At 63.4% G+C, this 20,993-nt stretch carries 23 protein-coding genes; 11 read left to right on the forward strand and 12 right to left on the reverse strand.

What is annotated here, in order from left to right; all coding sequences use genetic code 11:
* Positions 1–4: 4 nt before the first annotated feature.
* The 3 genes from ABIB90_RS28065 to ABIB90_RS28075 all read right to left on the reverse strand — a co-directional run bounded on the left by ABIB90_RS28065 (position 5) and on the right by ABIB90_RS28075 (position 2,682).
* The gene (locus tag ABIB90_RS28065; protein WP_007601481.1) at positions 5–1,381 is read right to left on the reverse strand and encodes a vWA domain-containing protein; all 1,377 of its coding nucleotides are present in this window, start codon (positions 1,379–1,381) and stop codon (positions 5–7) included.
* A 5-nt stretch (positions 1,382–1,386) separates the two neighbouring features.
* Complete coding sequence (locus ABIB90_RS28070) at positions 1,387–2,334, reverse strand: AAA family ATPase (RefSeq protein ID WP_354201719.1); 948 nt, start codon at positions 2,332–2,334, stop codon at positions 1,387–1,389.
* A gap of 147 nt (positions 2,335–2,481) precedes the next feature.
* Positions 2,482–2,682, reverse strand: coding sequence for a hypothetical protein (locus ABIB90_RS28075; RefSeq protein WP_007612817.1), 201 nt, complete (start codon positions 2,680–2,682; stop codon positions 2,482–2,484).
* A gap of 224 nt (positions 2,683–2,906) precedes the next feature.
* Here ABIB90_RS28075 and ABIB90_RS28080 point away from each other — a divergent pair, with 224 nt between their 5' ends.
* Entirely contained in the window at positions 2,907–3,881 is a 975-nt protein-coding gene (locus tag ABIB90_RS28080; RefSeq protein WP_354201720.1) for a quinone oxidoreductase family protein, read from the forward strand.
* A gap of 39 nt (positions 3,882–3,920) precedes the next feature.
* Here ABIB90_RS28080 and ABIB90_RS28085 read toward each other — a convergent pair whose 3' ends face one another.
* Positions 3,921–4,196 carry a hypothetical protein gene (locus ABIB90_RS28085; RefSeq protein ID WP_085395314.1) on the reverse strand — a complete coding sequence of 92 codons (276 nt, stop codon included), beginning with the start codon at positions 4,194–4,196 and terminating at the stop codon, positions 3,921–3,923.
* A gap of 96 nt (positions 4,197–4,292) precedes the next feature.
* Positions 4,293–4,901 (reverse strand): S24 family peptidase, encoded by a 609-nt coding sequence (locus tag ABIB90_RS28090; RefSeq protein WP_007601486.1) that lies wholly within the window; start codon positions 4,899–4,901, stop codon positions 4,293–4,295.
* Positions 4,902–5,067: 166 nt separating this feature from the next.
* Between ABIB90_RS28090 and ABIB90_RS28095 the strand changes: the two genes are divergently transcribed.
* Positions 5,068–5,595, forward strand: a complete 528-nt coding sequence (locus ABIB90_RS28095; protein ID WP_354201721.1) for a GcrA family cell cycle regulator — start codon at positions 5,068–5,070, stop codon at positions 5,593–5,595.
* Between the two features lie 46 nt (positions 5,596–5,641).
* On the forward strand, positions 5,642–6,217 hold the full coding sequence (locus ABIB90_RS28100; RefSeq protein ID WP_007601488.1) for a hypothetical protein: 576 nt from the start codon (positions 5,642–5,644) through the stop codon (positions 6,215–6,217).
* Positions 6,218–6,422: 205 nt separating this feature from the next.
* On the opposite strand, the gene ABIB90_RS28105 is transcribed toward ABIB90_RS28100, so the two are convergent.
* Positions 6,423–6,779, reverse strand: a complete 357-nt coding sequence (locus ABIB90_RS28105; protein WP_354201722.1) for a hypothetical protein — start codon at positions 6,777–6,779, stop codon at positions 6,423–6,425.
* A gap of 588 nt (positions 6,780–7,367) precedes the next feature.
* On the opposite strand from ABIB90_RS28105, the gene ABIB90_RS28110 reads away from it, so the two are divergent.
* Positions 7,368–7,553, forward strand: a complete 186-nt coding sequence (locus ABIB90_RS28110) for a hypothetical protein (RefSeq protein WP_007601490.1) — start codon at positions 7,368–7,370, stop codon at positions 7,551–7,553.
* Between the two features lie 142 nt (positions 7,554–7,695).
* On the forward strand, positions 7,696–8,037 hold the full coding sequence (locus ABIB90_RS28115; protein ID WP_007601491.1) for a phasin: 342 nt from the start codon (positions 7,696–7,698) through the stop codon (positions 8,035–8,037).
* A gap of 196 nt (positions 8,038–8,233) precedes the next feature.
* On the opposite strand, the gene ABIB90_RS28120 is transcribed toward ABIB90_RS28115, so the two are convergent.
* The 4 genes from ABIB90_RS28120 to ABIB90_RS28135 form a co-directional block, all read right to left on the reverse strand.
* Positions 8,234–8,551, reverse strand: a complete 318-nt coding sequence (locus ABIB90_RS28120) for a c-type cytochrome (RefSeq protein WP_007601492.1) — start codon at positions 8,549–8,551, stop codon at positions 8,234–8,236.
* Between the two features lie 38 nt (positions 8,552–8,589).
* A complete protein-coding gene (locus ABIB90_RS28125; protein WP_157158661.1) occupies positions 8,590–8,766 on the reverse strand; it encodes a hypothetical protein in 177 nt (58 codons plus the stop codon).
* 77 nt (positions 8,767–8,843) lie between these two features.
* Positions 8,844–9,674 carry an alpha/beta fold hydrolase gene (locus ABIB90_RS28130; protein WP_354201723.1) on the reverse strand — a complete coding sequence of 277 codons (831 nt, stop codon included), beginning with the start codon at positions 9,672–9,674 and terminating at the stop codon, positions 8,844–8,846.
* A 155-nt stretch (positions 9,675–9,829) separates the two neighbouring features.
* Complete coding sequence (locus ABIB90_RS28135; protein WP_354201724.1) at positions 9,830–11,626, reverse strand: ShlB/FhaC/HecB family hemolysin secretion/activation protein; 1,797 nt, start codon at positions 11,624–11,626, stop codon at positions 9,830–9,832.
* 129 nt (positions 11,627–11,755) lie between these two features.
* Between ABIB90_RS28135 and ABIB90_RS28140 the strand changes: the two genes are divergently transcribed.
* Entirely contained in the window at positions 11,756–13,021 is a 1,266-nt protein-coding gene (locus ABIB90_RS28140) for a FecR family protein (protein ID WP_354201725.1), read from the forward strand.
* A gap of 60 nt (positions 13,022–13,081) precedes the next feature.
* Positions 13,082–15,823 (forward strand): EAL domain-containing protein, encoded by a 2,742-nt coding sequence (locus ABIB90_RS28145; RefSeq protein ID WP_354201726.1) that lies wholly within the window; start codon positions 13,082–13,084, stop codon positions 15,821–15,823.
* Positions 15,824–15,837: 14 nt separating this feature from the next.
* Here the strand turns inward: ABIB90_RS28145 and ABIB90_RS28150 are convergent, their stop codons facing one another.
* Complete coding sequence (locus tag ABIB90_RS28150; RefSeq protein WP_007601501.1) at positions 15,838–16,122, reverse strand: hypothetical protein; 285 nt, start codon at positions 16,120–16,122, stop codon at positions 15,838–15,840.
* 245 nt (positions 16,123–16,367) lie between these two features.
* On the opposite strand from ABIB90_RS28150, the gene rocF reads away from it, so the two are divergent.
* The 4 genes from rocF (at position 16,368) to ABIB90_RS28170 (ending at position 19,697) form a co-directional block, all read left to right on the forward strand.
* On the forward strand, positions 16,368–17,345 hold the full coding sequence (gene rocF / locus ABIB90_RS28155) for an arginase (RefSeq protein WP_007601502.1): 978 nt from the start codon (positions 16,368–16,370) through the stop codon (positions 17,343–17,345).
* Between the two features lie 161 nt (positions 17,346–17,506).
* Complete coding sequence (gene soxC / locus ABIB90_RS28160; RefSeq protein WP_354201727.1) at positions 17,507–18,778, forward strand: sulfite dehydrogenase; 1,272 nt, start codon at positions 17,507–17,509, stop codon at positions 18,776–18,778.
* Positions 18,765–19,307, forward strand: a complete 543-nt coding sequence (locus ABIB90_RS28165; protein ID WP_354201728.1) for a c-type cytochrome — start codon at positions 18,765–18,767, stop codon at positions 19,305–19,307. Before soxC ends, ABIB90_RS28165 begins: the two co-directional genes overlap by 14 nt.
* Before the next feature lie 93 nt (positions 19,308–19,400).
* Positions 19,401–19,697: a hypothetical protein gene (locus tag ABIB90_RS28170; RefSeq protein ID WP_007601505.1), complete on the forward strand. Its 297-nt coding sequence runs from the start codon at positions 19,401–19,403 to the stop codon at positions 19,695–19,697.
* Positions 19,698–19,702: 5 nt separating this feature from the next.
* Here ABIB90_RS28170 and ABIB90_RS28175 read toward each other — a convergent pair whose 3' ends face one another.
* Complete coding sequence (locus tag ABIB90_RS28175; RefSeq protein ID WP_354201729.1) at positions 19,703–20,917, reverse strand: mandelate racemase/muconate lactonizing enzyme family protein; 1,215 nt, start codon at positions 20,915–20,917, stop codon at positions 19,703–19,705.
* Between the last annotated feature and the right edge of the window lie 76 nt (positions 20,918–20,993).

Genomic DNA, 20,993 nt, shown 5'->3' on the forward strand with positions numbered 1-20,993 from the left:
AGGCCTACTGATAAGTCGCCACAATATCGGACACCGCGCGCTCGAGCTGCTGCGCGGTCGCGCACTGGCGCACCACGCTGCAGAAGGTCGCATAGCGCGGCATCTCGGAATCGCCAAAGCCCCAGGCGAGACGTCCTTCGGGATTGAGCCACACCAGCCGTTTCGAGCGCTCCGAGATGCGGCGCAGGATGTCGGCGCGCGGATCGAGATTGTTGCTGCGGGCATCGCCCAGCACGATCACCGTGGTCTGCGGCGTCAGCGCGCTCATGAACTCCTTCTCGAAATCGACCAGCGAAGAGCCGTAGTCGGAGGAGCCGAAGCCGACCTTGGACATGATCTCGGCCATCGCCTCTTCCGGCGGTTTCGATTCAAGGATGTCGCTGACTTCGATCAGATGCGAGGAGAAGGCGAAGGAATGGACGTCGTCGACGACCTCGTGCAGCGAATGGATCAGGAGCAGGAAGAAATCCGAGACCTGCGCGACTGAGCCCGAGACATCGCAGAGCGCCACGATCTTCGGCCGGTCGCGATGCTTGCGCTTCCAGGCTGTGAGAAAGGGGATGCCGCCCCAGGCGGCGTTCCGGCGCAGCGTGCGGCGGACGTCGAGATGACCGCGCCGTTGGCGCTTGCGTGGTTTCGAATAGCGCTCGCGCAGGCGCCGTGCGATCTGGCGGATGAGAGCGCGCATCTCCGCGACATGGCGCCGCTCGATGCGGGCAAGCGGCGCGTTGCGCAGAATCTCGTTGCGGAGGTTTTCAGCCTCCTCGCGGGCATAGAGCGCAAGCCCCTGCGCGACGGTGTCGCGAACGGCTTCGCGCAAGGCATCGAGCGCGGCGCGAAGCCGCTCGGCCAGTGCGGGATTGGTCGGGGTCAGCTCGTCGAGATCGTCGCGTAGCCGCTGGAGCCCCATGGCGTCGAGGATGCGGCTGGAGAAGATGCCGCGCTGGGTGGAGTAGCGGATGTCGGACAGGGAGGCCGCACCTGAGGCGCTGGCGATCGCGGCGGTGATCGCGTTGCGATCCTGCGACAGCAGCATCTGCGCGAGGGGGCCCAATTCTGCGGGAGGCGAACCGCCGCTTGCATCGCTGGCCTCACCAGATGATGGAGATTGATCCGCGTCCTCCGAAACATCGTTGCTGTCGGCTTCAGATTGTTCCTGCCGCGGCTCCGGCTGGCTGAAGAACAGGTCGAAGCAGTCACCGAGCGCGAGCTTTTCGTCCTGCGACTTGGCGAGCGTCAGAAGGAGCGCATCGCGCAGGATGGTCCGGTCGGAAACGCCGACCTGCGCGACCGCGCGCATCGCATCGATGCTTTCGGCAGGCGAGACATGGACGCCGGCGCCCCGTGCCGCACGGAAAAAACGATGAATATTCTCGCGCATCGGCGTCAACCGAAGACGTTGGATCGTGCTGCCTTGGCAATGAAGGTCGTAATCTGAGGCTGAGCCGCCTCGATGTCGGCCTCGTATTTCAGGAGCACGTTGAGCGTGTCCTTGACGATCTCGGTGTCGAGCTCCGAGGCCTGCAAGAGCACCAGCACGCGCGCCCAGTCGATGGTCTCGCTGACTGAAGGCAGCTTCTTCAGGTCGAGCGAGCGGATTTCGTGGATGAAGCCGACCATCTGCCGCCGCAGCGTCTGCGAGATGTTGGGGACGCGGCTCTCGACGATGCGCTCCTCGAGCCGCTGCTTGGGGAAGCCGATGTGCAGATGCAGGCAGCGCCGCTTCAGGGCATCGCCGAGATCGCGCTCGCTGTTGGAGGTGAGGATCACCGTTGGCGGCGTGATTGCGGAGACGGTGCCGAGTTCGGGGATCGTGACCTGGAAATCGGAGAGAATTTCCAGCAGCAACGATTCGAACTCCGCATCGGACTTGTCGATCTCGTCGATCAGGAGCACGCAGCCGCCCGGCTGCTCCAGCGCTTGCAGCAGCGGCCGCGGCTCGACAAACTCCTTTGAGAAGAACACGTCGCCGAAATCGTGGAGCTGATTAAGTGCAGCGTGCAGAGTCTGCGCGCCGCCCAGGACTTCGCCGAGCTTGTCCTTGAGGATCTGCGTGTAGAGAAGCTGCTTGGCGTATTTCCATTCATAGAGCGCCTTGGCCTCGTCGAGGCCTTCGTAGCATTGCAGGCGGATCATCTTCAGGCCGCGCCAGGCCGCGATCGCCTTGGCAAGCTCGGTCTTGCCGACGCCCGCGGGCCCTTCGACCAGGATCGGCTTCTCGATCTGTTGCGACAAATACACGGCGGTCGCGATCTGCCGGCTCGCGATGTAGCCTTGCGCGGCGAGGCCGCTCTCCACTGCCTCGATCGCTGTCGAGGGCTTCTGTTCAGCCACGAGAAGGCGCTCCCAAAGGTCTTGATTGAGGCTTGTTCTGCCTGCGTTCACGGCAAAGAACAAGCCTCGTTTGGGAGAGGCCAGACCGGCGCCAATGGGCGTTTTTTCCGCTCAACGCAAATAGTTGGGCGGCTACCGGCCGCGCGATCAGTGCCGCAGCAACTCCGGCTTGCGGATCGTCTGTCTGACCTCGGCGCCGCAATCTGCGCATTCATAGACGAAGTCGATCTTGGCAAGACTCCAATGCGGTTCGACCTCGCGCACATACATCGGAAGGAACCCCATGCAAGCAGGGCAAATCACAGGCGCGATCTCGATATCCTGATGATGCTGTACATAAGCTGGCATCTCGGCTCTCCTTCGCAGACGACCTCCAAACCCGCGCGAAGGCTACTGCCGGCCGGCGCAAGGCCGACATCAACTCTTTCGAACAGAGGCGGAACAGCGGAGGTTTGTCGTTCGCTGTGACATTCTTGTTACGTCTCTGTACTGTGACGGGCGGACCAAATACCTATTTCAAAAGCCCGATCCGGTATTCGGACTCTGACCTCAACGATAAGGGAGCAACGCCCATGACGCATGCCATTCGCTTTCACAAGACCGGTGGTCCGGACGTGCTGGTCTGGGAGGAGGTCAGTGTCGGCAAGCCCGGACCGGGCGAGGCGCGAATCCGCCATACCTCCGTCGGTCTCAACTTCGTCGATATCTACAACCGTTCGGGCCTTTACCCGGCGCAACTGCCGAGCGGGCTTGGTAGCGAGGCTGCTGGCGTCGTCGAGGAGGTCGGGCCCGGTGTCACCGATGTGAAGCCGGGCGATCGCGTCGCCTACGGCGCCTCGCCGCTCGGCGCCTATTCCGAGGCGCGGCTGATCCCGGCCGACCGACTGCTGAAGCTGCCGGACGGTATCGACGACAAGACCGCGGCGGCGATGATGCTGAAGGGGCTCACCACGCAATATCTGATCCGGCAGACCTATCGCGTGAAGGCCGGCGACACCATCCTGCTCCATGCGGCCGCCGGTGGCGTCGGCCTGATTCTCTGCCAGTGGGCCAAGCATCTCGGCGCGACCGTGATCGGCACCGTCAGCAACGACGAGAAGGCCAAGCTCGCCAAGGCGCATGGCTGCGACCATGTCATCATCTATAGCCGCGAGGATTTCGTGAAGCGCGTGGACGAAATCACTGGCGGCAAAAAGGTGCCGGTGGTCTATGACTCCGTCGGCAAGGATACGTTCTTGAAGTCGCTCGACTGCCTCGCGCCGCTCGGCGTCGCCGCGCTGTTCGGTGCGTCCTCCGGCGCTGTCGAGCCGCTCAATCTCGGTTTGCTCGCGCAGAAGGGCTCGCTCTACGTCACCCGACCGACGCTGTTCACCTACGCCGCCAAGCGTGAAAGCCTGGTCGCGATGGCAGGCGAGCTGTTCGACGTCGTCAAGTCCGGCGCGGTCAAGATCGAGGTGCACCAGACCTATCCACTGAAGGACGCCGCCAAAGCCCATGCCGATCTCGCCGCGCGCAAGACCACGGGATCAACCGTTCTCACGGTGTGATCTCCGAACGGGCTGTGGCGCAAGCCGCTTGGGCCTGCGTCACGTCCGCTCATGCTTGCGCAGATCGCGGGCGTGATCGAGGCGCAGGGCCTGGAGGTCGACTTCTTCGGGCGGGATCCGGGGCAGGGCAGCCTCGGCGAGGATCGCCTCGGTCACGTCTTCGACCGAGTTCTCCACGATCTCCTGGATGAACGAGATATTCCGATATTCACCTGAGGCGACGCGGGAAATGACCTCGCGCCTGGTGATTTCAGGGTCGACGACCGCTTCCCGGCCGCGGCGCCCATAGTCGATCATCACGACGAAATACTGCATGAAACGATCCTGCCGTGCCCCATGGTCGGGCACGGCAGAGTATTTCCGAAAAACGGAATCAAGTCAAGGTGCATTTCGAAAAAACGGAATTAGAGCCTACTTGCTCCGCTTGCGAGGGCGCGCCGACTTGGCGCGCAACCGCTCCAGCTGCCCTTTGGGCATGGACAGGCAGATCTCGCCGACCCACTCCAGTTTCACGCCGACGATCTGCTTGGCATTGAAGCTGGTGAGATTGACGACGGAGGGGGATTTACCCCGCTCGATAGTCTTCAGATAGCGCTCGCCGGTCTTGAGCCGGACCACGGCCTCCTCGCCGTAGAAGCTCGACAGCGGATGGCGCTGGTCCTTGTAGACCACGATCACGTCGCCGCTCTCGTATTTGGGCAGCATCGAATCGCCCACGATCTCGAATGCGATGGTCTCCTCCATGATCGGAAAGGGCAGCGCGATGTCGCCAAGGCCTTCCGGGGGAACCTGCTCATAATCCGGCTCGATCACGGCACCGGCCCCGACGCGGCCCATGATCGGCGCGAGATTGAGCTCGAGATATTCCATGATCGGGATGATTTCCGAAGCCTTCACAAGGCGCTCGCCGCCGAGGATCTCCGAGACAGCGCCGGGGCGAACGCCCATGGCAGCCGCCAGGCCGCCCTTGCTCTTGCCCGTCTTTTCCAGGCCCCGTTCGATCATTGCAGCGTCCAACATGGTGATTCCCTCGATTGTCCATCGTCCCGCCTCTTGTAATCCGAAATTCGGAATTGATGCAATTATGAATATCAGAATTGTCGCTTGACTTCGACTTCGGAATACCGGAATGTGGGCTCCGCCTCGCGATCGTGCGATCGGAGGAGGCGCATCACAGGACAGCAGCATGGAACCGGGCCATTGGTCGTCGGAGCACTCCGACGCGCTTCGCGACTATTTTCTCAAGGGAATGTCTTATGCGGAGATCGGAAGACGGATTAACGCAAGGTTTGGAACGGCTTACACGCGCAACGCGGTGGTCGGCCGCGCCAAGCGGCTCGGGCTGGTCGTGCAGATACGGACGACCTGCCCGTCGATCGTCCCGGCGTTGCCGTCGGGAGCCTGTCTTGTCCTGCCGCACCGCCCCACGGGGCTGACCCTGCCGCCGAAATCCGCGATGAAGCCTGCCGCGCCCGTCAAGTTGCGCTGCGTCGGCGTCCAGCCCCGCTTGGTCCCGTTGGTCGAACTCGCTAGCGAGGACTGTCGCTATCCCTATGGCGGCGACAAGGACGGGGAGGAGATCACCTTCTGCGGCCATCCGCGGGACCCGGGCTCGAGCTATTGCACGCCGCATGCGCGCCTGACGCGCCGCGCCGGAGCTGGATCCGTCCGCGTCGCCGGCCCCGTCGTGCTGAGGCTGGTCTCTGCCGCCTGACCTGACGCCCGCCCGTTCAATCGTCAATTTCGCAAGGAGTATCCGAGTGGCACGTGTCCGACGCAACAGGTCCTATAAATTGGCGAATGTCTACGACCGACGCTCACGTGAGATACCGTTCAATGCGGAGGTGGCGGAAGTCGAGGTGGACAATCCGCTGGCGCTCGACCCCGGCGAGAAGATCATGGCCGTGCGGTCGATCCGCTGCGATCCGCTCGGCCGGCTGCACGCGCACCATCAGATCGACGAGGCACAGTATCGCGGCGGGCGCGCCTTCCAGAACGATTGGGAGAGGGCCGAACGAGGCCTTCAGGCAATGGACCCGACTCGCGAATATGTCGATGGGGCGCGCACGCGCGAGCCGGTCACCGAGAGCCAACGCGAGGCGGTGCTGCGGCTGAACCGGATCGAGCGCGAACTCGGCACAGACGGTGCCGCGCTAGTGCACGATGTGTTGGTGCTGGGCCTGACCATGGACGAGATCGGCCAGCGTCGCGCCGTCCGTACGCAGCGCTGGATCGACTATTTTGCGCGGCGTTTTCGTGAATGTCTGGACCGGCTGGCACTGATCTATGGCTTTGCCACGGAAACGGGGACACGGCGTTCAGGGCAACACAAATGAGACCGGCGGGGGGGGGGCCCCCCGGGGGGGGGGGGGCCGGGGCGCGGGGGGGGGGGGGGGGGTGGGGGGTGGTGGGGGGGGGGGGGGGGGGGGCGTGTGCGGTTGCGGCCCGCCCCCCCGGCCGCCCCCCCCCCCCCCCCCCCCCCCCCCCCCCCCCCCCCCCCCCCCCCCCCCCCCCCCCCCCCCCCCCCCGCCGGTCTCCTGCTTAGGGATGCGGTAGGATCTGGTAGGTCGTGGCATAGGGCTCGACCCGCAGTGAGGCGTTGGCCAAAAGCCCGATTCTGGCGGTCGGCGCTTGCTGCAATTCGCCGTTCGGACCGCGATGCACGTTGTATTGCCAGACGGTGAGATCGCCCTTCTGCGCCAAGGCGTGTGCAACGGCGCTGGCATCATTGCCGCCGAGGGCCTGAAGCTCCTCCGTCGACAATCCGACGACGATTTCGTCCTTGATGGTGACGATCTTGAACAGGTTCATCCTGGTCTCCTGCGCCCACGCGCTTGGCATCGAGAAGGTGAGAAGCGCGACTGCGGCGCCCTTGATGAGATCGCAGCGAGAAAGCATGCCGTCGTCCTTTGGTGCTGGGGCGCCAGAATCGATCAATGCATCGGCCACGGCGCCCGTGATCTGCGTGACTGTTCCGCCACCGCTTTGTCGTTTGTTCCTCGAAAACGGTTCACGACGTTTATTTCGTCGACGATACAACCGCCGATGCCGGACTCAACAATTACGTGTATACGCTGAAGAAGCACTAATTCGCGTCCACCAACATCCATTCACATCCGAAACAACACGAATTGCAGCGTCGATTGACGGCGATCGAGGCTGGATGCTGATCGATGACGCTTCTTGACGCAGGTGGGTGACGGCGGGCCATATTCCTGTTATCCGGAATTGCCGTGGTGCGATGCAGACGGAGCATCGCTGCGCCAACTGTTAGGCTTGCCGGAGGGGTTGTTTCTTGACATAGTTGCAACCTGCTTAGGTGTGCTTGCTTGCACATGTGGCTCGGCGTGCGAACACACCCGGCTCCTCCGGCCGAAAGCGAGCTGTCGCCATTGCATCCGGTTGTGGCATCCGGGTGTGGCGTTTGGTTCTTAGTTGGGATCTCGATGTTGGATCACGAAGTCCGATGCTTGTCATAGGTGCGAGATGAAGAACCTCAATTTCGCAGCTGAGCTGCACCTCAAGCTCGGCGCGCCTGCAAGCGGCACCGTCGAAAGCCTGCGCCTGCTCCGCGCGTTTCTGAAGCTCGCGCCGCGGCAGCGCTTCGAGGTCATCAAGCTCGTCGAAGACCTCGCCACCGAAGAAGCTCTCCCCGAACACCCCCTGTCCTGAGCCTGCCTGCGCGCCGGCCTTACGCCTTGCCCTTCGTTTTCCTGCCAGACCCGGCCGCCGGGCGACGTCTTCCTTCGGCTGGACGCTGGCAGGCGATCCGGCAAGTGTGGTATTCAGTTCTGAAAACGGGAGGAGTGCGACCATGATCGAACCGAAGCTCGAAGTTCCGGCCGAACTGCGCGACCTGGCCGAGAAGACGATTGACCAGGCGGAAAAGGCATTCGGCATGTTTTTCGAAGCCGCCACCAAATCGATGACGACCGTTCCGGGCGCGGGGGCGGACGTGTCGAAGCAAGCGCTCGCTTTCACCGAGCAGAACATGAAGTCGGCGTTCGAGCATGCTCGCAAGCTCGTCCATGCCACCGACCTTCAGGAGGCGATGCGAATCCAATCGGATTTCCTGCGCAGCCAGTTCACCAGTGCCGGAGACCACATGCGCCAGATGACCGGCAGTCTCATGCAGCCGGGGAAGGGCAAGTCCTGATTCTCGGTGTGTTCACGGCGCGTCCACAGATTGGACTTACGCGGCGTGAATATTTGCACATCGATACTGGTGCCGGTCCATGATGGGCTGTCGAATGGACCTCATTCGCCGCCCATCATCCTTTCCGCTAATCCTTGTCGGTTCTCAGGCAGGGATTTGCATCTGTCGCAGGTGTTTTGACCAATCGGTCGCTCTGCTAACGCAGCGATGCGATGTAGGCCGCGATATCGCCGGCTTCGATCCGGCTCAAGGGGAAATTCGGCATTTTCGGGTGCGGGTCTAGCAGGAAAAAGGCGAGCCTTTCCGAACTGAAGTCAGGCCTGCGCGCAACGGACACGAAAGAGGGGACGTCGGCACTCGCCTGTGTTTGGCCGTTCGCCACGACATGGCAGCTGGCGCACCAGCGCCTCGCAAGGTCGGCGCCGTGATCTGCATCGGCGGCGAGAGCGGACGACGTGCCCACGCTCGAGGCCACGGCAACCAGCAGGCAAATTCGTCTCAAATGCCGGTGCATAGAGCAACCCTGTGTGTTGTTGGCTCGCGACGCCGTCCTCATCCGCAGCACGAACCCGGATACTGCGAGAGGTCGATGCGGGCAATGATCGACCGCAGCAGCTTGCGAGCCGAACGATAGAGGTGCCGGGCGAATCTCGGCGTCCTTGCCGCAGGCAGGGCAAAGCTTGTTGTATCGAGTCTTTTCGTATCAAGGCTTTCGATGGAGTGCGACACGTGCCTCTCCGAGATGGCGAGGCTCTTTCTATCGTGGTCGGCTCGCGGCAGCCTTGATCTGCCGCAAAGGGGCCAGACTAATAGTCGCCGGGGTTCATGATCATCGGGCTTCCTGTATCGGCCGGCGCGAGCGCGCTGCTGGCACTGTCGCGCAGGAAGCGGTCGAGTGTCGCCTGGATCTTCTCCTTGACTGCATCGGGGCCGCGATCGCTCATCTCGGTATGCTGTGCGCCAGTGTGGATAATATCAATGCCGCGCGCCTTGGCCTCTTCCGGCGTCGGCAGCACGCCGGGATCGGTTACAAAATGCGGATCCTTCGAGCGGAACGACAGGATCTTCATGTGGTCGCTAAGCACGAAAGGCACCCGCAGATTGTCCAGCGTGATCACTTTCGACACCAGCTCCGGGTGCTGATGAGCGACATACATCGAAACGTCGCCGCCGTTGGAATGGCCGACGAGCGTGATGTGGTCGTAGTCGGCGTTGTCCTGCCGCCGCTTCAACTCGCCCAAGGTGAAGAGGATGTTGGCCTCGCAGCGGATATAGACCTCGCGCCGGCCGACATATTGCTGGCCGGCCTTGGTCACCAGGGGCGGATCGCTCGGCAGATCCTGCTGGATGCTGGCGACGAGATAACCGCGTGCGGCGAGCACGTTGGCGAGGAAGGAATATTCGGTGGCCTTGACGGTATTGCCGTTGCTGATGATGGCGAGCGGGAGCTTCCAGAGGCCGAGATTGGCCTTGGTCTCGTAATCGCGCCGTACAGCGATTTCGACCGCGATCGGCCGCTGGCGCGCGGCGTCGAACAGGGTCAAAACCTCATGGCGGATCGCGAACCGGCTGACCACGAAATATTGGCCGACGCCGAGGACGCAGAGAAACGCCAGAACTGCAAACACCCTTTTCATGGTTCCGTCTCAAATCACTTTTGACTGAACATGGCTATTGGGAACTCCCGGATCGAGCGATCGTGAGCAGGCTACGGGATTAAATTTAGGCAAGCCTGTGCGCCGCGCCCCAAAAAGGGCCGCATGTCGGAGGCACAGCGCGAAGGGCAAGGGATTTACAGACAACCGCCCTTGCCGCGTTCGGAGCAGAGCCGCAACGCGCTAGTCAAAGTAAAAAGGAGGCGCGGGCTGCGGCGCTCGTTGTCGGGCGCCCGGTAGCTCAGGGGGACAGCCACGCCGAGATCAGCCTGGAAATCGGCCGGCAGGAAGAACCGCACGCCAGCTCCGGCCGAGGTCAGCGACAGGCCGTCGCTCAGGCGGTAACCGTCGTTCCAGACTGCGCCGGCGTCACCGAAGGCATAGAGCTGATAGCCGGTCCAGTAACGGAAATTGAGCTTCTGGTCGAAGCGCAGCTCGAGTGAGCCGGCAAGACCGTTGTCCCCACTGATCTCTGCTGCGCCATAGCCGCGCCCGAAGGCAGCGCCGCCGAGATAGAATTGCTGCGAGGTGAACAGCGGCCGTGACGCCGTCTGGCTCGCAGCGGAAAGCTTGAGCGACCAGACGTCGTTGAGCGTCTGGTAGCGCGTGAACCAGAGGTTTAGCACCGAGAAGTTCGATGACGCGCCATCGCGCGACAACAGATCGTCGTCGAAATGCGAGGCACCGAAGATGTCGAGGCCCTGGCGGTAGGTCAGCGTCGCGAAATTGGTGCCGCCGAAATGATCCTGAAGCCGGTAGTCGGCGATCAGGCTCGCTGTCCTGATGTGGTCGTTGTACCAGGCGCCGTAAAGGTCATGCTCGGACACGTTGCTGAAGGTCGTCGCCGCAGTCAGGGTCAGCGAGGACAATCGCGACTGCAGTGGGACGATGCTGGCACGCAGCTCGAACGCTTCGGTTGTGGTGATGTCGCTGTCGAGGCGGCGGGCATCGCCCGGCCTGACCGCGCTGTATAGGACGGACCCGCCGAGGCGCACGCCGTCGATGCCGACGGGTGCATCGTAGGACAGCCGTGCGAAGCCAAGCTGGCGGGGGTCGTTGGCGATGGTCGACAGGTTGACCGCCAGCGTGTCGCCGGGCGTGAGATAGGAGTTGAACGCGCCGGTCGCGTATGTCTGCCACGGACCGACTGATGATGAGCCGAGATTGTCCAGACCGAACGACGAGAAGACGTGCCAGGTCTTCAAATAGACGACGAGGCGGAAGCGGCCGGTTGCCCCGCCGATCTCCTCCAGTGCGGTATCGGTGATCCGGACGCCAGGTCTGCCGTTAATGAGAAAGAGCTGGCGTTCCAGCGTCGTCAGGCGCGACGGTTGCTCGGCCAGAACCGGCCCAAGCATCGGTCTCACGCCGAACTGTTCGGCGCCATCGCCTTTCAGCTCGGCCTGGACGATGGCGCCTTCGATCACCTGGATCCGGAGCAGGCCATCGGCGATATCCTGCGGCGGCACGATCGCACGGCTCAAGTGAAGACCATCGGCACGGTAGAGATCGCTGATCGCGCCGGCGATCACGGCGAGATCCGCCTGCGAAACCTTCTTGCCGACATAGGGCTGATAGACCGCGGCGATGCGATCGGGGGAAACGGCCCGGGCTCCGCTGACGTGGATGCCGCGCAGCACGAACTGAGGCTTGGTATCGCCGCCGGTGCTGGGCTGGTCGACTGTTGGTAGCCTGACCGGAGGACGGCTCAGCGATTCCCGCTCGGTTTGGTTTTCAAAATATTTCTCAGGTTGGCGCGGATCGAAGCCAGGCTGGCTCGCCTGCTGCGCGAAAGCCTGAGGAACTCCCGCGAAGAACGGCGCCAACAGCGCCATTGTGGTAATGAGATGCCGCTTCCCGGCGCGCGCGACGCGCCCGTCCCCGTAGTTCGACGGAGATGTGCCCCTGATGCGGTGAGGGTTCGTTAGCCACATGATTTTTCATAGTTTTTTATGGTCAATGAACGGTTAACGTGAGCGCTCCACTGGCCGCTTCCCGCTAATCCTATGTTGAGTGATTTCGGATACCCCTCAGGCTGGCTGTAACGCGGACTGAGGATCGTCATGCTGAGCAAAATTGGAATGCGGTGCACCTTCGCGGCTGCGCTGATCCTGGGAACGGCTACCGGCGCATCCGCCGCGGACGACGGCGTCTGGTCGGTCGGCAAGGCCACCGGTGAGGTCTGGGTCGCCACCAGCGGCGCTCAGCAGGTGTCCTTGAGTCAGCAGGAGGCACTCAAGCCCGGCGACACAATTCGTACCGGACGTAATGGCCGCGTGCTCCTCGTCCGCGGGGAGGAGACGATCCTGATCTCTCCCAACTCGGTGGTCGGCTTGCCCACCGAGAGCAAGGAGGGTCTCTCGACCACTATCATCCAGCAGGCAGGTTCGATCCTGCTCGAAGTCGAGAAGCGCAACGTCAAGCATTTCGAGGTCGAGACGCCCTATCTCGCCGCTGTCGTCAAGGGCACACAGTTCAGCGTCACCGTGAATGCGGGCAGCACCAAGGTCGGCGTGCTTCGCGGCCAGGTCGAGGTCTCCGACTTCAAGACGGGACAGATCGCCCAGGTCCTGCCGGGGCAGGCCGCCACCGTCTTTGAGCACGGCAAGCCCGGCCTCTCTCTGAGCGGCTCCGGAACGTTCAATCCGATCGAGCACGGCAAGCCGCGCGCCTCGAGCATCGAGCGCGTCCCCGTGCCGAAATCGGGCCTGTCGGCCCCGCGCAATGCGGCGAACGGCCATGCGATCCATGCGCTCGGTGCGATCGACAAGGGCACCAAGGCGGCCGGCGCACTCAAGCCATCGCAACAGGCGGCAGGCGGTCGCGCGCCCAAGGGCGGTGCTGCCAAGGCCGGCGTCGTGCGCATCTCGAGCCCGCTCGGCGAGGTCAAGCTGAACGTCCACAAGGTCACGCACGGGCTCGCCCACGGCGGCGGTGCTCCCGGACAGGTGCGCAACGCGCACGCCAGCACCGAGACGGTCTGGAGCGACTCGAAAGCGAGCACGACGGCATCCAACAGCACCGTCCAGACTGCGGTCACCACGAGCAGCGGCGTGACGGCTGGCAGCACCAGCTCCTCGGCTGCGAGCACGACAATAGCCGCGACCACGGCCGGTGCGTCCAGCGACGGCTCCGGCGCCGGCAGCGGAAACTCCGATGGCAAGTCCAACCCCGGCAAGGGCAACTCCGGTAACGGCAATTCCGGCAACGGTGATGGCAACAACGGTGCCACCGGTAACGGCAGGGGCAACAACGGTAACGGCAACGGCAATGGCGGCGGCAACGGCAGCGATGGCCACGGCAATGCCTTTGGCCACAACAGGCACTGAGGCGATTTCTTAGGGGATGAGGGGGCGCAACCGCAGAAGCGGGTGCGCGGGAGGATCGGAGTGAAGCGCTATCGTCCGCATATTCTGGTCGTGATCGCGCTGGCGATCGTGCTGTCCACGGGGTGGCATGGTGCGCTTCGCAACGCGCTGACCGACCTGCGGTTCGCTTGGCAATCGCGTGCAGCGAGTGGCAACGTCGTCGTGGTCGCCATCGACGCGCCCTCGATCGAGCAGATCGGGGTGTGGCCCTGGCCGCGCCGGCTGCACGCGGAATTGTTGCACAGGTTAGAGGCCGCGGGGGCGCAGGACGTCGCCTTCGACGTCGATTTCAGCTCGCCATCCGATCCAGCCTCCGACGAGGCCTTCGTGAACGCACTGCGTGAGGCCGGCGGCTCGACCATCCTGCCCTCCTTCAAGCAGCCGACGCCGAATGGTGGCGCAGCTCACATCAATCGCCCCTTAAAGCCGTTCAGCAACCAGTCGTGGCCGGCGCTGGTCAATGTCGCGATCGAATCCGACGGGCTCGTTCGCCGATATCCATTCGGCGAGAAGCTCGGCGATGCCTTGATGCCGTCGATGGCAGTCGTATTGGCCGGGCAGGACGCAAATCGGCGGTCGCCGTTCCTGATCGATTTTAGTATTCGGGCGGGCTCGGTTCCGAGTGTCTCCTATGTCGACGTGCTCCGCGGTGAAACCGCCGCGCTCGACAAGCTGAGAGACAAGAAGGTCATCATTGGTGCGACGGCGCTCGAACTCGGGGACCGCTTCAGCGTTCCAAATGGCCGCATCATCTCCGGACCCATGCTCCAGGCGCTGGCAGCGGAATCGATCCTGCAGAACCGGATGCTGCGCTGGACCTCCGATATCGGCATGATCCTGAGTCTCGCTGTGGTCTGCCTGCTGATGGTGTATTCGTGGCGCCGCTTCGGACCGGGAATTCGCGTTGCAATCCTGATCTCGGCCGGGGCGGTCTTCGAGCTGGTTGCGGTCCTCGTGCAGGCAAGATGGCCCTTCATCATCGACACATCGCTGTTCCACATCGCGATTGTCGCTTATCTGACGGCGATCGCACTCGACGAAATCGATTTCCGCGGTCTCCTGGGGCGCATCGCCGAAAGCCGCTTTCATCGTATCGCGATGTCGCTCGGCGATGGCCTCGTCTGCACCGACGAAGGTCAGCTGATCGCCGTGTGGAATCCCGGCGCCAGTGCGATCTTCGGCTATATGCCCGCCGAGATCATCGGCCGCCCGTTCGAAACGCTGTGCGCCGTATCAGTGGACGGTGACGCGAGGCCGTCCATGCGCGACGCCGCGCGCCAGGCACTCCTGGTCCCCGGTGGGGCGGTCGTCGTCGAGTTCGAAGGGCGGCGCAAGAACGGTGAAACTTTCCCGGTCGAGGCGAGCTTCTCGGGCTGGCAGGGAACGGACGGCTTCCAATACGGAGCCATCCTGCGCGACATTTCGGTCCGCAAGCGCGAGGCCGAACGCGTCAGATATCTCGCCGAGTACGACGCGCTGACCGGTCTGGTCAACCGCAACACGCTGCATGCCGGACTGGTCGTCATGATCGGGGATGCGGGGCAGCGCCCCTGCAAGGTCGCGCTGCTCGTGATCGGGCTCGACGGCTTCCAGAGCATCAATGACATGCTGGGTCATTCCGCCGGAGATCTCGTGCTGCAGGCGGTCGCTGGTCGCCTGAAAGCTGAAGCGGGCGACGACGCTGTCGTTGCCCGGCTCAGCGGAGACGAATTCGCCATTGCGCGCAAAGGCGCAGATGGCGACGAGCCGATCGCAGAGTTCGCCGAGCGCATCGCGCGCGCGTTCGAAGCGCCGCTTGCGACCGGCACGCGGCAGCATCGCGTCAGGATCAGCATCGGCGTCGCCGTCCATCCAGAAGGCGGACACAACGCCGACGATCTCCTGAGCAACGGCCATCTTGCGTTGACCAAGGCAAAACTGACGCGGCGCGGCGGTTATGTGGTCTTCGAGAGCGCGATCCGGCAGGAGCTGGAGAACCGGCTGACGCTGGAGAGTGAATTGGCGCTTGCCGCCGATCGCGGCGAGTTCGAGCTGTTCTACCAGCCTCAGGTTCGCCTGATCGACGCCAGCCTGGTCGGGGCCGAAGCGCTGATCCGCTGGCGGCATCCCGTGCGCGGCTACGTTTCGCCAGGAGAGTTCATGCCGGTGGTCAATAGCTCAGCCCTGTCCGAGCGGATCGGAAACTGGGTGATGGAAACTGCCTGCCGGCAGGCACGCGCCTGGGAATTGTCCGGCGACAGTGTGCGCGTCGCGATCAATTTGTCGCCCTCGCAGATCCACTCCGGCGACCTCGCGCATTCGGTTGCGGGGATGCTCGAAGCGACGGGGCTCACGCCGTCGCTGCTCGAACTCGAGGTCACCGAGGACATCCTGCTACACGACGAAGCCCGGGTGCTCGATATGTTCAAACGCATCCAGCAGCTCGGCGTCCGCGTCCTGTTCGACGATTTCGGCACTGGCTATGCGAGCCTGAGCTATTTGAAGAAGTTCCCGCTCGATGGGCTCAAGATCGACCGGTCGTTCGTGCTCGGTCTGCTCGCGAACTCCGACGATGCCGCGATTGTCGGGTCGACCATCGGTCTCAGCAAGCAGCTCGGTCTCACGGTCGTGGCCGAAGGCATCGAGAATCGCGCGACGGCCGACTTCCTGGTGAGCATGGGATGCGAGGAAGGCCAGGGCTATTTCTTTGGCCGTCCGATGCCGGCGGAGGCATTCGAGCGACAATTCCTCGCGTCCGAGTGCGCGGCCGTCAGCGCCGCCTGAACACCTGTTACGATTTAGCGCCGACGCGCGACCGCGACGCCGAACAGGAAAGCAACGAACAGGCTGGCAAGCGGCGCTTCGCGCGTGATCGCAGCGACGGTCGCGAGGGGCCGGCCCGGCTTTCGCGCATCGTCGATTGCGGAGGTCATGCGGTCGACAGCTGCATGCAGGCCACCTGCGACTTCACCGATGGTGCGGGATACGTCCGTCGCGGCATCGATGGCGCGCTCGGCCATGCCGGGATGTGAAGTGGACTGCGGGATCTCCGTGCTCAAGTGCGCAACCTCCAGGCTGATCATGTGCGGCGGAGGCCGGTACCTTTGGCTATCCGCGCGAGCGCTCGTTCTGAACAGCGGGTCGCATGACCTTTGGCTATCCGCGACAGGCGCCGTGGTTTTTACGGCGGGTACCGGCCTTGGATGAGCAATTCGGCGCGCGGGCTTTTGTTCCGGGACGATGCGCCCCTGCGTGGACCTTCCCCGTGAAACGACGGGTGCGAATCTCTGTTAGGCTGGCTCAATCTTGCTGATCTCAGGAGACAGCTGTGACTGACCGGACCACGACGGATCGAGCCCGGCGCATCGCCCTGCTCGGCGCTCCCATCGACATGGGGGCTTCGCAGCGCGGTACTCTGATGGGCCCTGCGGCGCTCCGCACCGCCGGCCTTGCGACACTGCTAGAGAGCCTGGATTTCGAGGTCGTCGATTACGGCGATCTCTCCGTGGGCGAGCTCCGGGACCTCGCAGACAGGCCCCCCGACAAAGCCAATCACTACCGCGAAATCCAGCGCTGGACGCGCGTGCTGAGCCGCAGAGGCTACGAGATCGCGAAAACCGGCGCGCTGCCGATTTTCCTCGGTGGCGATCACACGTTGTCGATGGGATCGGTGAATGCCATGGCCCGTCACTGGCAGGAGCGCGGACGCGAGCTGTTCGTGCTCTGGCTCGATGCGCATGCCGATTACAACACGCCTGAGACGACGATCACCGCCAACATGCACGGCATGTCGGCGGCATTCCTTTGCGGCGAACCCGGCCTCGACGGCTTGCTCGGCGATGATCCGCGCGCCTCGATCAATCCCAACAGGCTCGACCTGTTCGGCGCGCGCTCAATCGACAAGCTCGAAAAGGAGTTGATGCGCACGCGCCGGATCAGGGTTGTCGATATGCGCCAGATCGACGAATTCGGCGTCGCCGTGCTGATCCGTCGCGTCATCGAGCGCGTCAGGGCCAGCAACGGCGTACTGCATGTCAGCTTCGACGTCGATTTTCTCGACCCCTGCGTCGCACCCGGCGTGGGCACGACGGTGCCGGGCGGAGCGACCTATCGTGAGGCGCATCTGATCATGGAGCTCCTGCACGATTCCGGCGTAGTCGGTTCAGTCGACATCGTCGAGCTCAATCCGTTCCTCGACGAGCGTGGCCGCACCGCGCGCACCGCGGTCGAACTGATCGGCAGCCTGTTCGGCCAGCAGATCGCCGACCGGCCAACCCCCAGCAATGCGATCGCGCCGGGCGAGTGATGGATGAGCCGTTTGTGCATTGCGAAGAAGAGAATTGCCGTCGCGGACGCCAGATTTAGATCAGTCGAGGTCGAAATCGCCTGTTTTTGAAACAGGTGCGAATTGCAAATGCTCGTCGCAGAATGTTTCATGCGGGTCGCGCTTCAGCCGAGGATCCGCAAATGAGCAGCACGAGCGACGCCGACGACAAACCTGCGGGGACGACTCGCCGTCGCTTTCTGCGCGCCGGCGCGGCGGCTGCGGGTGGCACTGTCCTGGGCGCCGGCGCATCGGCTGCCGCCGAGACCGACAACCTTCCACCCAACATTCCCGAATGGATGAAGGCGCCGGGCGAGCCGACGGGGGGCCAGCTCTATGGCGCGCCATCGCCGTTCGAGAAGGGCGTCGTCAAGAACATCTCGAAGACTCTCAAGCAGTACATCTCTGCCTCCAGCCGGACGCCGTTGCAGGAGCTCGATGGCATCATCACGCCGAACGGACTGTTTTACGAGCGTCATCATGGCGGCGTTCCGACCATCGATCCGGCCCAGCACCGGTTGATGCTGCACGGGCTGGTCGAGCGTCCGCTGATCTTCACAATGGACGATCTCAGGCGTTTCCCGTCGGAATCGCGCGTCCACTTTCTCGAATGCTCCGGCAATCCCGGCTACAGCAAGCCTTACGGCAAGACTGCGTCGGACCTTGTAGGTCTGGTGAGTTGTGCAGAATGGACCGGCGTCAGCCTCAAGCTGGTGCTCCAGGAGGCCGGATTGAAGCCGGATGCCAAATGGATCGTCGCCGAAGGTGCCGACGCGGCTGCGCTGACCCGCAGCATCCCGATCGAGAAATGCCTCGAGGACGCCATGCTGGTCTACAGCCAGAACGGGGAGCGGCTGCGCCCGCAGCAGGGCTATCCGCTGCGGCTGTTCCTGCCGGGCTTCGAGGGCAATATGAGCGTGAAGTGGCTGCGGCGCCTGCATGTGACGGCTGAGCCGGTTTATTCGCGCGAGGAGACCTCGAAATACACCGACCTACTGCCAGACGGCACCGCGCGTGAATTTTCGTTCTACATGGAGGCGAAGTCGATCATCACGAGGCCCTCCGGCGGCCAACGCCTGGGCGCGCCCGGCTTCCACGAGATCACCGGCATCGCGTGGAGCGGGCATGGCAAGATCGCGCGCGTCGAACTGTCCGTCGACGAGGGAAAGAGTTGGCAAAGCGCGCAATTGCAGGAGCCGGTGCTGACGCGTGCGTTGACACGCTTTCGCCTGCCCTGGCAGTGGGACGGCAAGCCTGCCGTGATCCAGAGCCGTGCCATCGACGAAACCGGCTATGTGCAGCCGACTCTGGCCGAGTTGCTCGCGGTGCGCGGCGAGAACTATTTCTACCACAACAACGCGATCTGGCCCTGGCGCATCGCGGCCGACGGCGAGGTGACCAATGCGCTGGCGTGAGACTTGCGGCATTGCTGTCGGCATCGTGCTGTGTACGTTCGCGAGCGGAGCGCAAGGGCAAAGCCTGTACGGCATCGGACGCCCCGCGACGGCTGCGGAGATCGCGGGGTGGAATATCGACGTCGGACGCGACGGCAGCAATCTGCCGAAGGGAAGTGGCTCGGTCAGTCGTGGTCGCGAGGTGTTCGCCCAGCAATGTGCATCATGCCATGGCGACAAGGGCGAGGGCGGGCTGGGTGACCGGCTCGTCGGTGGGCAGGGCACGATCGCAACACCAAAGCCGATCCGCACGGTCGGCAGCTATTGGCCGTATGCGCCGACGCTGTTCGATTACATCCGCCGTGCGATGCCGCAGAACGCACCGCAATCGCTGAGCGATGAGGAGGTTTATGCGGTGTCCGCGTACATCCTGAACCTGAATGGACTGGTCGGAGCGGACGCGACGCTCGATGCCAAATCGCTCGCGGCGGTCAAGATGCCGAATCGCGACCGGTTCGTCGGCGATGCGCGGCCGGATGTGAAACACTGAGCGCCTTGTGGTTCCCGCATTGGCTTGGAACTTGGCTCGGCAAGGGCGGAACTCGCAGGACGCAATTGCATTAACCTGCGAGAGGAAAAACCTATGGATTCCACGATGGCAACGGATCGCTTCGCAAATTCCATGTCCTCGGCGCTTCGCCATCCCGGCGTGATCGCGTTGATTGTGGCCGCGGTGACGATTGCTGCGATGCTCATCGTCGATCACGGACCATGGAATCGGGCCAAGACGCAGCCTGCTCACGTCGCGATGTATGCGACCACTGGCGAGGCCGCACGCGCCGCAGGTGCCAAAATTCTCCCGACCGAACCGAAATCACCGATCGAGCCGGCGCGGCCGGGGCCAAAGACGTCCCCGACCGTCAATCCAGTGACGCCGTAAGACGTCTAGTTCTTGCGACCGTAGTTGAGCAATCCGCCGCTGGTCTTCGGCGGATGCGCGCGAAGGGCTTCCTCGTTCGGATCGGTGCCCCAGCCGGGTCGGTCCGGAATGACCAGATGGCCGTTCTGAATATCCGGCTCATGCGTGAACAGCTCGCGGTCCCACGCCAGGCGATCAATGTCGATCTCCATGATGCGCAGGTTCGGCACGGCGGCGCAGAAATGCGCGTTCATCATCGAACAGAGATGGCCGTAGAAATTATGCGGGGCAACGTTGACTTCGAACGCGTCCGCAGCGGCTGCAATCTTCATCGACTGCCAGACGCCGTTCCAGGGCGTGTCGATGATCGCGACGTCCATGGCCTGCTCGCGGAAATAGGGCAGGAATTCGCGCAGGCCCAATAGCGTCTCGCAGGACGAGATCGGATGCGGGCTTTGCCTGCGGATGTAACCGAGCGCTTCCGGATTGAAACTGTCGATCTCGATCCAGAACATGTCGAGGTCGGCGATGGTGCGCAGGATCTCCAGATAGCCCTCGGTCTTGGCGTTGAAGTTGCAATCAAGCAGGATGTCGACGTCGGGGCCTGCCCCGTCGCGGATCGCCTCCAGATGCATGCGCAGGTCGCGCAGGATTTTGCGATCGACGTTGATCTCGGGGGCGAAGGGCGAGCCGAAACCCGGTCGCCAACCGGTTGGCTTGCCGTCGTCGTAGGAGAAGATGTTGGTCTTGAGCGCGGTGAACTTCTTCTCGCGCACCTCGCGTCCCATTGCCTTGACGCCGTCGAGGTTCTCGATCGGCGGCTTGTACCAGGACGGGTGATTGATCCGCCACGTTGCGCAATGCGACCAATAGACCCTGGCACGGTCGCGGATCTTGCCACCGAGCAGTTCGTAGCAGGGCACGCCGAGACATTTCGCCTTGGCATCGAGCAGCGCATTCTCGATCGCGCCGAGCGCCTGCGCCACCACGCCGCCGGCGGCGGGACGTGTGGCCGCGAACAGCTCGGCGTAGATGCGCTCGTGCCGGAAAACGTTCTGCCCGACGACGCGGGCGGACAGGCGCTGGATCGCAGCACCGACGCCGGGTGAGCCAAAACCCTCGTCGAACTCGCTCCAGCCGACGACGCCGTCTTCGGTCGTCAGCTTGACGAAATGGTAGTTTCTCCAGCCGGCATCGCAGGCGAGGATTTCGAGGCTTGTTGCTTTCGACGATCTGGTCATGTCGCTCCCTGTCGCCCGGCGGCGCTTTTTTTCTTTGGCCGGCTCGCAAGCCCGGCTCCAGCCAGGATTGTTAGGC

This window comes from Bradyrhizobium sp. JR4.1 (genome assembly GCF_040548605.1).
GTDB lineage: Bacteria > Pseudomonadota > Alphaproteobacteria > Rhizobiales > Xanthobacteraceae > Bradyrhizobium > Bradyrhizobium canariense.

Excerpts from the sequence above, each read along its gene's own strand:
- ABIB90_RS28065 (WP_007601481.1), bottom strand. The coding sequence starts at position 1,381 with ATGCGCGAGAATATTCATCGTTTTTTCCGTGCGGCACGGGGCGCCGGC.
- ABIB90_RS28075 (WP_007612817.1), bottom strand. The coding sequence starts at position 2,682 with ATGCCAGCTTATGTACAGCATCATCAGGATATCGAGATCGCGCCTGTG.
- ABIB90_RS28080 (WP_354201720.1), top strand. The coding sequence starts at position 2,907 with ATGACGCATGCCATTCGCTTTCACAAGACCGGTGGTCCGGACGTGCTG.
- ABIB90_RS28085 (WP_085395314.1), bottom strand. The coding sequence starts at position 4,196 with ATGCAGTATTTCGTCGTGATGATCGACTATGGGCGCCGCGGCCGGGAA.
- ABIB90_RS28090 (WP_007601486.1), bottom strand. The coding sequence starts at position 4,901 with ATGTTGGACGCTGCAATGATCGAACGGGGCCTGGAAAAGACGGGCAAG.
- ABIB90_RS28095 (WP_354201721.1), top strand. The coding sequence starts at position 5,068 with ATGGAACCGGGCCATTGGTCGTCGGAGCACTCCGACGCGCTTCGCGAC.
- ABIB90_RS28105 (WP_354201722.1), bottom strand. The coding sequence starts at position 6,779 with ATGCTTTCTCGCTGCGATCTCATCAAGGGCGCCGCAGTCGCGCTTCTC.
- ABIB90_RS28110 (WP_007601490.1), top strand. The coding sequence starts at position 7,368 with ATGAAGAACCTCAATTTCGCAGCTGAGCTGCACCTCAAGCTCGGCGCG.
- ABIB90_RS28115 (WP_007601491.1), top strand. The coding sequence starts at position 7,696 with ATGATCGAACCGAAGCTCGAAGTTCCGGCCGAACTGCGCGACCTGGCC.
- ABIB90_RS28120 (WP_007601492.1), bottom strand. The coding sequence starts at position 8,551 with ATGCACCGGCATTTGAGACGAATTTGCCTGCTGGTTGCCGTGGCCTCG.
- ABIB90_RS28130 (WP_354201723.1), bottom strand. The coding sequence starts at position 9,674 with ATGAAAAGGGTGTTTGCAGTTCTGGCGTTTCTCTGCGTCCTCGGCGTC.
- ABIB90_RS28135 (WP_354201724.1), bottom strand. The coding sequence starts at position 11,626 with ATGTGGCTAACGAACCCTCACCGCATCAGGGGCACATCTCCGTCGAAC.
- ABIB90_RS28140 (WP_354201725.1), top strand. The coding sequence starts at position 11,756 with ATGCTGAGCAAAATTGGAATGCGGTGCACCTTCGCGGCTGCGCTGATC.
- ABIB90_RS28150 (WP_007601501.1), bottom strand. The coding sequence starts at position 16,122 with ATGATCAGCCTGGAGGTTGCGCACTTGAGCACGGAGATCCCGCAGTCC.
- soxC (WP_354201727.1), top strand. The coding sequence starts at position 17,507 with ATGAGCAGCACGAGCGACGCCGACGACAAACCTGCGGGGACGACTCGC.
- ABIB90_RS28165 (WP_354201728.1), top strand. The coding sequence starts at position 18,765 with ATGCGCTGGCGTGAGACTTGCGGCATTGCTGTCGGCATCGTGCTGTGT.
- ABIB90_RS28170 (WP_007601505.1), top strand. The coding sequence starts at position 19,401 with ATGGATTCCACGATGGCAACGGATCGCTTCGCAAATTCCATGTCCTCG.
- ABIB90_RS28175 (WP_354201729.1), bottom strand. The coding sequence starts at position 20,917 with ATGACCAGATCGTCGAAAGCAACAAGCCTCGAAATCCTCGCCTGCGAT.